Here is a 12,722-nt window from a genome sequence, read left to right as displayed (position 1 = left end):
GCCATGAGACCGACGGCGATCGCCTGGCGCGCGCTCATCGCGCTGCTGTACCTGTTCCTGCTCGCACCCATCCTCGTGGTGCTGGTGATCTCCTTCGACGACCAGCCGTACCTGCGCTTCCCGCCCCAGGGTTTCTCGCTGCAGTGGTACGCGGAGCTGACGCGCAACGCCGGCTTCCTCGCCGGGTTCAAGGTGTCGGCGATCGTGGGCGTGATCGTGGCGGCGCTCGCCACTCTCGTCGGCGTGCCCGCGGCGATCGCATTGCAGCGGCACAGGTTCCGGGGGAGCGGGGTCGTCACCGGGCTCTTCGTCGCGCCGCTGATGGTGCCGACCATCACCCTCGGACTCGCGCTGCTGCTCGTGCTGACGCCGGTCGGCCTGACGGGCACGTACCCGGGACTCGTGGTGGCCCACCTGGGCGTGACGGTCCCGTACGTCGTGCGCACCACGATGATGAGCCTGATGACCGCCGACACCTCGTGCGAGGAGGCCGCGCGGGTGCTCGGCGCGAGCCCGTTCACGACGTTCCGCCGGGTCACGCTGCCGCTCATCAGGTCGGGCGTGCTCGCCGGCGCGGTCATCGCGTTCCTCATCTCGTTCGACGAGGCGGTCATCTCGCTGTTCGTCGTCGGGTCGGGCACCACGACGCTGCCGGTGGAGATCTTCCGCTACGTGCAGTTCCGCACCGATCCGCAGGTCGCCGCCCTGTCCGTCGTCCTCATCGCGATCTCGATCCTGTTCGTGGTGCTGATCGAGCGCGCGGTCGGACTGCGTCGAGCCCTGCGCTGACCGGGCCGGCGGTCAGGCCGCGCTGAGCCTGGTGCCCGCGTCTGCTTGCGTCGAGGCCCGTGCCCGCTTCGCGAGGCGGACGAGCGTCGGCACGGTCAGGAGCACGCAGCCGACCACGGCCCAGGTGATCAGGACCGCCAGGTGCCCACCGATCGCGTTGCCGTCGAAGTAGGCGACGTTCCTGAGCAGCCCACCGCCGGCGCCTAGCGGCAGCAGCTGGCCGAGGGCCGCGAACCACTGCGGCAGCAGCTCCGGCGCCGACGTCATGCCGGAGGCGGGGTTGCCCAGCAGCATGAAGAGCAGGCTCGCGAGGCCGATCCCGACGCGCCCGACGGCCGCCGTGAGCCCGGCGACGGTCGCGCCGATGGCGAACGTGACGAGCGCGAACACGCCCGCGTTCGCGAGCCAGTCCCCGGCGAGCCCGTCCAACCAGGTCTGCAGCAGCAGGCCAACCACGGCACCGGTGACGGCCGACGAGGCGAGCAGGCCGAGCAGCCGGCCGCGCAACGTCCTGGTGAGGTAGAACGCCAGTGCGCCGGTGATCAGGCCGGCCAGCATCAGCGGAAACACCGAGGCGCCGAGCAGCGACCCGCGCGGGTCGCCCGCGGCGGTCGGGACGACGTCGACGACGCGTACCTGCGCGCGCTGCTGCGGCGGCAGGCCGGCCGTCACCGACTGGGTCAGCAGGCTCGCGACCATCGGGCTGGCGGCGGTCGCGGTGAGCACGGTGGGCGCGCTGCCCTGCTCGACCATGATCGCGCCGTACACCGTCCGGTCCTCGATCGCCTCGCGCGCGGCCGCCTCGGACCGGTAGAGGTGCGCCTCGAACGCCCCAGGCTCGCCCGCGAGCCGCTCGGTGACCTGTGCCGTCGCGGACGGCGGGCCGACGACCCCGATCGGCAGGTCGCGCGGTTCGATCCTGGCGTTCGGCCAGGTGAACGCCGTGACCGCCAGGGCGACGACGAGGGGGACGAGGACGACGAGCGCGGCCCAGCCCAGTAGCCCGCGCCGGCGGTCCGAGGTTGCGTGGTCCGACATGACCGCCTCCCAAGAGAATGAATGTTCCTTTTACGGTGACCACGGTGCGCCCGGCCGCCGCTCTTGTCAAGAGCGAATGTTCGTTCTATTTTGTGCCCATGCCACGAGTCAGCCAGGAGCACCTCGACGCGCGCCGCCGCCAGATCCTCGACGCCGCGCGGCGCTGCTTCATCCGCAACGGCTTCCACACCACGTCGATGCAGCACATCTTCGCCGAGGCCGGGCTGTCCGCCGGCGCCGTCTACCGCTACTTCACGAGCAAGGACGAGATCATCGGGGCGATCGCGCAGACGAAGATCTCGGCCGTGACCGACCGACTCGAGGAGCTCGACCCCGACGACCTGCCGCCGCTCGACGAGGTGTTCGGCATGCTCTTCTCCGCCATCCGCGAGGCGAACGAGCTCGAGGGGCTCGCGCGCCTCATCGGTCAGGTGTGGAGCGAGGCGATCCGCACCCCCGCCGTCGCCGACGCCCTGCGCACCAACGTGGGCATCGTGTTCGAGCGGCTGACGCGGGTCGCCCGCATGTACCAGGCGGTGGGCGTCCTGAGCGACGACGTCGCGCCGGAGAAGCTCGCCAGGGCTCTCGCCGCGATCGTCCAAGGCTTCATGCTGCAGCTCACCATCCTCGACGTCGACGAGGACGACTTCCGCGCAGGCGTGCGGGGCATCCTGCGTACCGCGCCAGTAGCATCCGCCGGGTGACCACCACCTCCCCACGGACCGACGCCGAGGTGCCCGGTTTCCTCCGCGTGCTCGGGCTCCCCGGCCTGGTCGACCTGCACGTGCACTTCATGCCGCCGAGACTGCACCAGCGGGTCTGGGAGTACTTCGACAACGCCGGACCCCTGATCGACCACCCGTGGCCCATCCACTACCGCCACCTCGACGAGGACGCCCGGGTCGCCCACCTCGGCGAGCTCGGCGTCGTCCGCTTCGGGGCCCTGAGCTATCCGCACAAGCCGGGCATGGCGGTCTCGCTCAACGCGTGGGCGGCGGAGTTCGCCGCCCGTAACCCGGGGGCACTCCGCAGTGCCACGTTCTTCGCGGAGCCCGGGGCCGAGGGCTACGTGGGGGAGGCGGTGGCGTCCGGCGCGCAGGTGGTCAAGGCGCACGTCCAGGTCGGCGGCTACGACCCCAGGGACCCGCTGCTCACCGGCGTCTGGGGTGCGCTCGCCGACGCCGGCGTCCCCGTGGTCGTGCACTGCGGAAGCGGCCCGCGGCCCGGCAGGTACACAGGTCCCGAGATCTTCGCCGAGGTGCTCGCCGCCCATCCCCGGCTCACCGCGGTCATCGCGCACCTCGGTGCCCCGGAGTACGCGGCGTTCCTGGACCTCGCCGACCGGTTCGAGCGCCTCCACCTCGACACCACCATGGCCTGCACCGACTTCTTCGCCGAGCTCGGCGCCCCGTTCCCCGCCGGCCTCGTCTCCCGGTTGGCCGACCACGGCGACCGGATCGTGCTCGGCTCGGACTTCCCGAACATCCCGTACCCGTACGCCCACCAGCTGGCGGCGCTGGCCCGGCTCGGCCTCGGTGACCGCTGGCTGCGGTCCGTGTGCTGGGACAATCCGCGGCGCGTCCTCCGCCTCGGTGCGTAGTCGTGGTAACACCAGAGCGAAAAATCTTCCTCCGACGCGACAACCAATTGGCCCGCCGGCGCGTTGATGTGTGTGCAGGCGGCATTGGGGGCAATGAACTGCCTGTGAATGACGTCCTCCCGGGAGGACGTCGGTGGGTGCCTGCTACAGGCACCGGCGGGCGCCCACACCCCCGTGGCGCGGAGCAGTTCGGGGTGCTTCGTCGCCACGGGGGTCTCTCTTCTGGGGCCCAGCCCCAGACCCCCGGCTTCCCTCATCACCATCCGGATACCCGGTGCGCCTGGGGCGCTCGGCTGGGTAGGGTGGGGGGACAACTGCATAGGGGGTGAACGGTTTCGACTTCGGATGTCGAAGCAGGGGAAGCGGGCCGAGGATGGTAGCGCTGAGCTCGCAAACCACGCGCTGCACTAAAGATAAGCGCCAATTCACAGCGCAACTCCTTCGCTCTCGCTGCCTAAAGCGAGCTAGCGAAGGTGTCAGCCCGGGAGTGCCTTCGGCCCGGATCCTGGCATCAGCGAGAAGGCTCACCGTGCTAGCCCGGCCGCGGGACATGCACGGGACAGCGCACAGCGGCTGGGTTCGTCGGCAGCTTGCCAGTAGGACTGCCGGGACCGAGTAACACGACATACCGGCTGCGCCCGGAGAAGCCCTGCCTTGTCACCGAAGGACGCGGGTTCGATTCCCGCCACCTCCACCGAGCCGTCGCTGCTTGCGGAGACTCTCGTATCGGACCCAGCGTCGTCGCCACGTGAGGCCGAACAGTGAGTCGAGGGAGTGACGGCGCATGAGTGAACCGGCTCGTCATACACCGCTGGTGCGGCAGGCGCGGATCGCAGGCCTCTGCTACCTCGTCGTGATCGCCGGCGGCTTGTTCGTCGAAGGGTTCGTGCGGGAACCGCTGATCGTGGCGGGTGACGCCGCGGCGACGATACGGGAGATCGCGGCGGGCGAGCAGCTGTGGCGCCTGGGGTTGGCGGTCCACCTTCTCTACCTCATCGCCGCCGCGCTGGTGGGCGTCATCCTCTACGGGCTGCTCAAGCCGGTACAGGCGACGCTCGCCCGGGCGGCGCTCGTCTTCACGCTCGTCGACGTGACGATCGAGGCGGTGAGCCTTCTCCACCTCTACGTGCCGCTCGCGATGGTCGAGGAGCGCGGCGCGCTCGGCGCGCTGGGCGAGGGGCAGCGGCAGGCGCTGGCCTACCTCGAGATCGGACAGTTCGCGACCGGTTTCGGCTTCGCACTCCTCTTCTTCGCGGGCTTCTGCACGCTGACTGGCGTGCTGATCATGCGCTCGCGACTCATGCCGCGCCTCATCGGCGTGTTGATGATCGCGGCGGGTGTCTGCTACTTCGTGAACAGTCTGGCGTCGATCCTCGCGCCCTCGGTGTCGAACGTGCTCTTCCCCTGGATCCTGCTGCCCCCGTTCGTGGGCGAGCTCTCGCTGGCGCTCTGGCTGGTGGTGAAGGGAGTGCGTGTGAGAGGCACCCCGAGAAGCGGTTGATCCAGGATGGCGTGAGGGGCACCCTCACCGTGCCCAGGCACGGTGAGGGTGCCCCTCACGGGTCCTGGCACGGGCGTTGCGGGCGGGTGCCGTGGTGTTGACATCGTGAGTCGGGGTTCGGACATGCTGCAGCCGGTGGGACCCCGAATCGCGATGTGCAGCGGTGCGTCACCTCCAACGGACGTGACCGGTTCCCCACGCTGGGGACCCAGCCGAGGTGGTCACCCTTCACCCGTAGGGATGCCCGCCAGGGTCCTCCACGTTGATCACGTTCCTTCGGTCAACCGGAGCCCTCGAGGCGCCGACCGCCTCTGCGGCGCAGGCGGTCGACCAGCACGGCCAGCAGGATCACGAAGCCCATGATGATCTGCTGGTAGAACGACTCCACGTTCATCAGCGTCATGCCGTTGGAGAGCACCCCGATGAAGAGGGCACCGATCAGCGTGCCCACCAGGGAGCCGCGGCCGCCCATCAGCGAGGTCCCGCCGAGCACGATCGCGGCGATCGCGTTGAGCTCGTAGCCCGAGCCGAGGTCGGGCACGGCGCTCTGCAGGCGGGCGGCGATGATCAGCCCGGCGATGCCCGCGGTCAGGCCGGAGATGACGTAGGCCATCGCCGTGACCCGCCGGACGCTGATCCCGCTCAGCCTGGCGGCCTCGGCGTTGCCGCCGATGGCGTAGATCTGCCGGCCGAAGATCGTGCGGTTGAGCAGGAACCAGCCGCCCGCGTAGACCACGATCATGATCCACGCGGCGACGGGCACGCCGAGCAGGCTGGACTGGCCGATCCACGAGAACGCGACCTCGCTGGGGGTCACCGTGGTGCCGCCGGTGCCGACGTAGACGAAGCCGCGGAGGTAGGTCAACGCGGCCAGCGTGACGATGAACGCGGGGAGTGCCAGGAACGCGGTGACGACGCCGTTGACCAGTCCGATCGCGACCCCCGCGACCAGGCAGAGCAGGATCGCGGTCCACGGTGAGAGGCCGTTGTCCGCGGCGACGATCGCGACCATCGCGCAGAGCCCGAGCGCCGAGCCGACGGAGAGGTCGATGCCGGCGGTGAGGATGACGAACGTGCCTCCCGCGGCGAGGATCGCGATCGCGGAGACCTGGCGCATCACCTCGAGCAGGTTGCCGGTCGTCCAGAAGTAGGGCGCGATGAACGCCATCAGGGCCACCAGGGCGACCAGCGCCAGAGCGACACCGATCTGGTTGCTGCGCCCGACGGTCGCCATCAGCGAGGTGGAGCTCTCCGCGGGCGCGTTGGTCGCCGTCGGCTTCGTGGTCGGCGGCGCCGACGATCCGAAGTCGCTCATCACGATGCTCCCTCTCCGTTGCCGGCCGTGAGGCCGAAGGCCGGTTGCATGACTGCCTCCTCGGTCAGGCCCGCTCCCGGCAGTTCGGCGACGACCTGGCTCCGCCGCATCACGAGAACACGGTCCGCCAGGCCGATGAGCTCGGGGAGCTCGGAGGAGATGACGACGACGCCCATGCCGCGGGCGGCACAGTCGTCGATGATCCGGTAGATGTCGGCCTTGGCGCCGATGTCGACGCCGCGGGTGGGCTCGTCGAGGATCAGCACCTGGGGCTCGGTGCGCAGCCATTTGGCAAGCAGCACCTTCTGCTGGTTGCCGCCCGAGAGCTGGCGCACGGGTTGGCCGAGTGGACCCATCTTGATGCGCAGCCGGTCCCGCTCCTCCCGGCACGCCGCGTGTGAGCGCGTGCGCCGGACCACGCCGGAGCTGGAGACCGACGGCATGCTGGCGAGCACCATGTTGGACTCGACGGAGTGGTCGAGGACGAGGCCGAGCGCCTTGCGGTCCTCGGGTACGAAGGCCAGGCCCGCCCGCATGGCGGCGGCGGGAGAGCCGGGGCGCACCCGCCGGCCGGAGACCTCCACGGTGCCGGCGGTGGCGCGGTCGACCCCGAAGATGAGGCGGGCCAGCTCGGACCTGCCGGAGCCGACGAGCCCGCCGACGCCGAGCACCTCTCCTCGCCGGACCTCCAGGTCGACGGGGCCGATGTGGCCGTCGGTGAGGCCGCGGACGGACAGGACGGTCTCCTGAACGTCGTGCCGCCTCTCCCCGAAGAGGGTGTCGACGGGACGGCCGACCATGCTGGCGACGATGCTCTCCGGCGTGGTCTCGGAGACGGTCGCGGTCACGACGTGCCGGCCGTCGCGCAGCACCGTGACCCGGTCGGCGAGCTGGGTGATCTCCTCCATCCGGTGGGTGATGTAGGCGATCGCCGTACCGCTGCGGCCGAGGTCACCGACCAGCCGGAAGAGGTTGTCCACCTCGGGGGCGCTGAGCGCCGCGGTGGGCTCGTCGAGGATCAGCACCTTGGGTCTCTCCAGCAGCGCTCGGGCGATCTCCACCAGCTGCTGCTGGCCGGTGCTCAGGCTGCCGACCTCCACCGAAGGGCCGAACGATGCCCCGACCTCCGCGAGCATCCTGCGCGCGTCGTCGCGGGTGCGCCTGCGGTCGAGGGTGCCGATCCGTGACCGGTGCTCGCGTCCCATGGCGAGGTTGTCCGCGACGGACATGTTGTCCGCCAGCATCAGCTCCTGATGGACGATCGCGATCCCCGCCCGGCGTACCGCCCGGACGTCGGGCACGAGCGTCTCGCCGTCGACCTCGACCCGGCCGGTGTCCGGTGCGTGGATGCCGGCGAGGATCTTCACCAGGGTCGACTTGCCGGCGCCGTTCTCGCCCGCGAGTGCGTGGACCTCGCCGGCCCGCAGCTCGAAGTCGACATCGTCGAGCACCCGCACCCCGGAGAACACCTTCGCGATCCCCGACATGCGGACGACGGTGGTGTCCGACGGAGCCATGCGGATCAGCCCCAGGGCTTGTAGTCGGCCGCGTTGCTCTTGTCGATGAGCTCGGTCGGCAGCTCGATGAGAGGCTTCTCGGCCTTCTCGCCGTCGGCCAGCTTCGCGCCGATCTCGACGCCCCTCTTGGCCAGCGCGGCCGGGTCCTGGGCGGCGGTCGCGGTGATCATGCCGCCCTTCTCGATCGAGTCGACCGCCGCCTTCGCGCCGTCCACCGAGGTGATGATGATCTTCATGTTCTTCTGCTTGGCGGCGAGCTCGACGCCGGTGGCCGTGGGGTCGTTGATCGCGAAGACCGCGTCGAGGTCCGGGTTGGCGGTGAGGATGTCGGTGGCCACGGGGAGCGCCTTGTCCCGGCTGTTGTCGCCGCGCTGGTGCGACACGACCTTGATGCCGGGGTAGTCCTCGAAGACCTGCTTGCAGCCGATGACGCGGTCCTCGACCGCGGAGATCGGGGTGCCGTCGAGGATGGCGACCTTGCCCTTGCCGTCGAGCTGTTCGGCCAGCGACTTGCAGGAGACCTTGCCGGCCTGGGTGTTGTCGGTCGTCACCGAGACGTCGGCGCCCGCGGTCTGCGAGTCGATCCCGACGACCGGGATGTCCGCCGCCACCGCCCGCTTGACGGCGGGTCCGACGCCGTCGGAGTCGACCGGGTCGATCACGATGAAGTCCACCTGCGAGGTGACGAACTGGTCGATCTGGTCCGACTGCGTCTTGACGTCCTCCTTGGCCTCCTGGGAGAGCACGTCGAGGCCCATGTCCTCGCCGGTCTTCTTGGCCGTCTTCGACTCCATCACGAAGAACGGGTTGGTGCTGTTGGAGACCGTGACTCCCATCTTCTTGCCGCCGTCGCCGCCCCCACCTGCCGTGTTGCAGGCCGCGAGCGCGACGAGGACGAGCGGGAGGGTGATCGCCGCGACGGTACGGCGGAGACGTGCGGTGCTCATGATCGGACTCCTCGGATGGGGTGCGGTGCGTGACGGCCGGAGGCCTAGGACGGGGGTGCCTCGCGGGACAGCGCCGACAGCTCGTGGAGCACGGGATCGACCGCGGCACTGAGGTGGTCGAAGACCCGGCGGTACCGGTCGTAGAGCGCGTGCCTCTTCTCGTCGGGATCGACCGGAGAGGTGAAGTCGTTCCAGGCGTCGGCGGTCGACACCAGGTCGTCGATGTGGCCGGTGGCGGACCCGGCCAGCAGGGCGTTGCCGAGCAGCGCGGCCTCGGACTCGGCCGTCCGGACGAACGGGATGCCGAGGACGTCGGCCTTGATCCGCACCCAGAGATCGGACTTCGAGCCGCCACCCATGGTGCGCACCTGTTCCAGTGGACGCCCCATCGCCGCGGACGCGTGTGCCGACCACGACGCGTACTGGAAGGCGATCCCCTCGAGCACGGACCGGTAGAGGTGGCCGGTCGAGTGTCCTCCGGTGATGCCGATCCAACCGCTGCGCAGGTGCGGCTTGGGCGGCGTGACACCGCCCTGGAAATGCGGCAGCCACAGCAGTCCTTCCGACCCCGGAGGGACCGCCGACGCCATCCGCTCGAGGTCGGCGAACGCGTCCTTCGCCGGGGCGGAGGTGCCGAGGATCTCCTGACGGACCCACTCGAGGCCCTGACCTCCGCCGTTGACGAACGCGAACGCGAGGTAGCGCCCAGGGACGATCGACACCGAGGTGATGAGGCTCATCGCGTCGGTGTCCGGGGCCCACCTGTCCAGGCAGACGCTGAACAGGCTTGCGGTCCCCGCGGAGTCGGACGCCCGACCGGGACTGGAGACCCCGACGCCCAGGCAGGCGACGATCTGGTCGCCTCCACCGGCGACGACGGGTACGCCCTCGGGGATGCCGGTCGCAGTGGACGAGGCGCGGGTGACGGTGCCGATCACCTCTTCCGGGGCGACGATCCTCGGCAGCTTCTCGCGGTCGAGGCCGAACAGGTCGACGAGCTCGTCGGCCCATCGGCCGTGCTCGGTGTCGGAGAGGTTCGCGAAGCACAGGTTCGTGCGATCGATGTAGGCGTCCGCGACGTCGAGGCCCGCGAGCCGGGCGGCCACGAACGGGCCGGGCACCTGGAAGGCCCGTGTCCTGGCGTAGACGTCCGGGTGGGTCCGCTTCAGCCAGCGCTGCTTGGGGGCGTGGCTGTACGTCGGTGGGCAGCCCGACAGCTGGGTGACCCGCCGGGCGTGCTCGGCCATCTCGTAGATGTCCTGGGCACATCGGGAGTCGAGCCAGGAGTCGAAGGGGGCGACGGGCCGGAAGTCGTCGCCGACCGCGCCGATGCCCGACATCTGGCTCGAGAACGAGACTCCGGCGATGTCCGCGGCACGCCCCGACTCGGCGACCGCGCGGCCGATCGCCGCATGTGCCTCGGCCTCGATCTGCAGCAGGTCCTGCTCCACGACGCCGGGCCGGGGACGCGTGAGGTCGGACTCCTCGGAGGCCTGGGCGAGGACGGTACCCGACAGGTCCACGACGCCGGCCTTGACGAGCGTGGTCCCCATGTCGCACGCGACGAAGACGGGCTCGCTCATGGGTGCAACACCACCTTCAGCGCACCACCGCCCGCGGCGTCCGCGAACGCGCGCTCTGCGTCCCGTAGCGGGTACCGGTGGGTCACGAGCGGGGCGAAGACCGCCGGATCGGCGAGCAGCAGGTCGAGTGCGCGACGGCAGTCCTCGGTGGTGTTCGCCGTGGTGCCGGTGACGGTCAGCTCGCGGTAGTGGACCAGGTTGGCGTCCAGCTCGACTCGTCCGGCACGAGGGGGCAGGCCCGCGAAGAAGTTCACCCGGCCACCGACGGCCGCCATCTCCAGGCTCTGCGCGAAGACGTGACCGACCGGGGTGGTCACCATGACGACGTCGGCGCCCTCGCCTCCGCTGAGGCGGCGGACCTCCGCCACCACGTCGCACGCGGTCGGGTCGAGGGTGTGGTCGGCGCCGAGCTCACCGGCGAGGTGCCTGCGGTGGGCGGAGGGCTGGCTGACGATCACCCGCTCGACGCCGCGCCGCTTGGCGAGCAGCAGCGCGATCAGCCCGGTCGGACCGGCCCCGGCGACGACCAACGTGTCGCCCTTGTCGAGCGCGACGGCGTCGAGACCCCGGAGGACGGCAGCTACCGGCTCCATCAGCACGGCCAGGTCGGGATCGACGTCCGCGGCGAGCGGGACGACGTTGCCCTGGGCGACCGCTCTCGCCGGGATCCTCACCCGCTGGGCGAACGCGCCGTTGACAGTGAGACCCAACGCCTCGTAGGACGCGCACAGGTTGCCGCGACCACGCCGGCAGGGACCACACGTGTCGCAGGCCATGTTCGGCGCCACGGCCACCAGGTCGCCGACGGCGGGACCGGTCGGCGTCCCACCGGCGGTGGCCACCCGTCCGACGAGCTCGTGGCCCGGGATCCGATGCGTCCCGGGAGGAAAGCGCCGGTGCTCGCCCCGCGCGATCTTGAGGTCGGTGCCGCAGACACCCGCCGAGATCACGTCGACGAGGACGTCGCCGGCGCGGAGGCGGGGCTCCTCGTGACGGGCGAGATCCATCGCGCCACCGGGCTGGAAGGCGTAGGCGAGCATGCGGTCGCGCCTCCTCTCGCAGGCCCGGACGCGTGCGTTGCGTCGCAGAAGGGAGTCCAACGAATGAGCACAGGTCCCGTCAACAGCTGAGCCGTGATCGCGTGAATCTTGCTCATGTGAGCAGTGATAGGTGGCTCCTCGTCGTCCGCCTGCTGGTCGGCGCGCCCCAGCGAATACCCACTGCTCATCCGAGCAAGGTTCTGCGCAGGTGTTGACGGCCGGTTGACGTGGTTCCTAGCGTTTCGCTCGGCGAGACACGGAGGCACCATGACCACGATGCGGGCAGCAGTGCTCAACCGGCCTGGTGACATCACCCTCAGCGAGGTGCCTGTGCCCAGGCCGACCGCCGACGAGGCACTGGTGAAGGTGGCGGCCTGCGGGGTATGCGGCTCCGACCTGGCGCGGATGTTGCACAAGGGCACCTACCGCTTCCCGCTCATCTGCGGCCACGAGTTCTCCGGCCACGTCGTCGAGACCGGCGCGGACGTGCACGAGGCGCGCGTGGGCGACCTGGTCTCGGTGCCGCCGATGATCCCGTGCTTCCGGTGCGACCAGTGCCAGCGCGGCCGGTTCAGCCTGTGCGAGGACTACGACTACTTCGGCAGCCGCCGCGACGGTGCCTACGCGGAGTACGTCTGCGTACCGAAGAGCAACCTGTTCGTGATGCCGGAGGGCCTGGATCCTCGGGCGGCGGCCATGATCGACCCGGCGGCGATCGCGCTGCACGCGCTGCGTCGTACCAAGCTCGGCATCGACCAGCACGTGTGTGTCGTCGGTGCCGGACCGATCGGTCTGTTCGCCGTGCAGTGGGCGCGGCTCGGCGGAGCCGCCACGGTGGTCGCGGTGGACCTGAACGAGGAGAAGGCGAGGATGGCGCTCGAGGCCGGCGCCGACCACGCGGTGAGCGACGGCGAGGAGGCGCGTGCGTTCGCACCCGACGGGTACGACGTCGTCCTGGAGTCCGCCGGCGCGTCTGCGGCCGTCGACCTGGCGGTCAGCCTGGCCGCCCGCCACGGCGACGTGACCTTCGTGGGCATCCCGAACTCGCCGGTGACGCTCCAGGAGGCGACGTTCAACCGCTTCCTGCGGTTCGAGGTCTCACTGCACGGCGCCTGGAACTCGTTCTCGGCTCCCTTCCCCGGGGAGGAGTGGACGAGCGCGACCCGCTTCCTGGCCAGAGGTGACCTGAAGTGGGAGTTCATGATCACCCACGAGGCCGGCCTCGACCAGGTGGGCACTCTCATCCCGGCCATGGGCGATCGATCGATCTTCAGCTCGAAGGTGCTCTTCCTGCCCAGGTCGGACGACGACTGACCTGGTGGTCCACGGCAGGAGACTGAGACATCATCGTGCGTGTGAACGGTCAGGGCGCTACCTCAGACGGCCTCGAGT

At 70.3% G+C, this 12,722-nt stretch carries 10 protein-coding genes, 1 other RNA gene and 1 pseudogene; 6 read left to right on the top strand and 6 right to left on the bottom strand.

Going from position 1 to position 12,722, the window contains the following annotated elements:
• Positions 1-3 precede the first annotated feature (3 nt).
• Positions 4-789, top strand: coding sequence for an ABC transporter permease subunit (locus tag GEV10_11850; GenBank protein ID MQA79147.1), 786 nt, complete (start codon positions 4-6; stop codon positions 787-789).
• A gap of 75 nt (positions 790-864) precedes the next feature.
• On the opposite strand, the pseudogene GEV10_11845 reads toward GEV10_11850, so the two are convergent.
• Positions 865-1,827: pseudogene (locus tag GEV10_11845) on the bottom strand (ABC transporter permease).
• A 17-nt stretch (positions 1,828-1,844) separates the two neighbouring features.
• On the opposite strand from GEV10_11845, the gene GEV10_11840 reads away from it, so the two are divergent.
• From GEV10_11840 to GEV10_11825, 4 genes are all read left to right on the top strand, one after another.
• Positions 1,845-2,531: a TetR family transcriptional regulator gene (locus GEV10_11840; protein MQA79146.1), complete on the top strand. Its 687-nt coding sequence runs from the start codon at positions 1,845-1,847 to the stop codon at positions 2,529-2,531.
• Between the two features lie 89 nt (positions 2,532-2,620).
• A complete protein-coding gene (locus tag GEV10_11835; protein ID MQA79145.1) occupies positions 2,621-3,427 on the top strand; it encodes an amidohydrolase family protein in 807 nt (268 codons plus the stop codon).
• A 321-nt stretch (positions 3,428-3,748) separates the two neighbouring features.
• Positions 3,749-4,124, top strand: a transfer-messenger RNA (tmRNA) gene (gene ssrA, locus GEV10_11830).
• A gap of 87 nt (positions 4,125-4,211) precedes the next feature.
• Positions 4,212-4,928 carry a DUF4386 family protein gene (locus tag GEV10_11825; GenBank protein MQA79144.1) on the top strand — a complete coding sequence of 239 codons (717 nt, stop codon included), beginning with the start codon at positions 4,212-4,214 and terminating at the stop codon, positions 4,926-4,928.
• Positions 4,929-5,208: 280 nt separating this feature from the next.
• On the opposite strand, the gene GEV10_11820 is transcribed toward GEV10_11825, so the two are convergent.
• The 5 genes from GEV10_11820 to GEV10_11800 all read right to left on the bottom strand — a co-directional run bounded on the left by GEV10_11820 (position 5,209) and on the right by GEV10_11800 (position 11,330).
• Positions 5,209-6,162, bottom strand: coding sequence for a ribose ABC transporter permease (locus tag GEV10_11820; GenBank protein ID MQA79143.1), 954 nt, complete (start codon positions 6,160-6,162; stop codon positions 5,209-5,211).
• A gap of 80 nt (positions 6,163-6,242) precedes the next feature.
• Complete coding sequence (locus GEV10_11815) at positions 6,243-7,760, bottom strand: ATP-binding cassette domain-containing protein (protein ID MQA79142.1); 1,518 nt, start codon at positions 7,758-7,760, stop codon at positions 6,243-6,245.
• A 5-nt stretch (positions 7,761-7,765) separates the two neighbouring features.
• Positions 7,766-8,707 (bottom strand): substrate-binding domain-containing protein, encoded by a 942-nt coding sequence (locus GEV10_11810; protein MQA79141.1) that lies wholly within the window; start codon positions 8,705-8,707, stop codon positions 7,766-7,768.
• Between the two features lie 44 nt (positions 8,708-8,751).
• Positions 8,752-10,290 (bottom strand): xylulose kinase, encoded by a 1,539-nt coding sequence (locus GEV10_11805; GenBank protein MQA79140.1) that lies wholly within the window; start codon positions 10,288-10,290, stop codon positions 8,752-8,754.
• Positions 10,287-11,330, bottom strand: coding sequence for a zinc-binding dehydrogenase (locus GEV10_11800; GenBank protein MQA79139.1), 1,044 nt, complete (start codon positions 11,328-11,330; stop codon positions 10,287-10,289). The genes GEV10_11805 and GEV10_11800 overlap by 4 nt, the downstream gene beginning before the upstream one ends.
• Before the next feature lie 267 nt (positions 11,331-11,597).
• Between GEV10_11800 and GEV10_11795 the strand changes: the two genes are divergently transcribed.
• Complete coding sequence (locus tag GEV10_11795) at positions 11,598-12,644, top strand: alcohol dehydrogenase catalytic domain-containing protein (protein MQA79138.1); 1,047 nt, start codon at positions 11,598-11,600, stop codon at positions 12,642-12,644.
• Positions 12,645-12,722: the final 78 nt, after the last annotated feature.

The organism is Streptosporangiales bacterium, assembly GCA_009379955.1.
Classification (GTDB): domain Bacteria; phylum Actinomycetota; class Actinomycetes; order Streptosporangiales; family WHST01; genus WHST01.
This window is presented reverse-complemented; position numbering and strand designations above follow the sequence as displayed.

Coding starts and splice junctions, on each gene's coding strand:
- GEV10_11850 (MQA79147.1), top strand. CDS start 4: ATGAGACCGACGGCGATCGCCTGGCGCGCGCTCATCGCGCTGCTGTAC.
- GEV10_11840 (MQA79146.1), top strand. CDS start 1,845: ATGAATGTTCCTTTTACGGTGACCACGGTGCGCCCGGCCGCCGCTCTT.
- GEV10_11835 (MQA79145.1), top strand. CDS start 2,621: ATGCCGCCGAGACTGCACCAGCGGGTCTGGGAGTACTTCGACAACGCC.
- GEV10_11825 (MQA79144.1), top strand. CDS start 4,212: ATGAGTGAACCGGCTCGTCATACACCGCTGGTGCGGCAGGCGCGGATC.
- GEV10_11820 (MQA79143.1), bottom strand. CDS start 6,162: ATGGCGACCGTCGGGCGCAGCAACCAGATCGGTGTCGCTCTGGCGCTG.
- GEV10_11815 (MQA79142.1), bottom strand. CDS start 7,760: ATGGCTCCGTCGGACACCACCGTCGTCCGCATGTCGGGGATCGCGAAG.
- GEV10_11810 (MQA79141.1), bottom strand. CDS start 8,707: ATGAGCACCGCACGTCTCCGCCGTACCGTCGCGGCGATCACCCTCCCG.
- GEV10_11805 (MQA79140.1), bottom strand. CDS start 10,290: ATGAGCGAGCCCGTCTTCGTCGCGTGCGACATGGGGACCACGCTCGTC.
- GEV10_11800 (MQA79139.1), bottom strand. CDS start 11,330: ATGCTCGCCTACGCCTTCCAGCCCGGTGGCGCGATGGATCTCGCCCGT.
- GEV10_11795 (MQA79138.1), top strand. CDS start 11,598: ATGACCACGATGCGGGCAGCAGTGCTCAACCGGCCTGGTGACATCACC.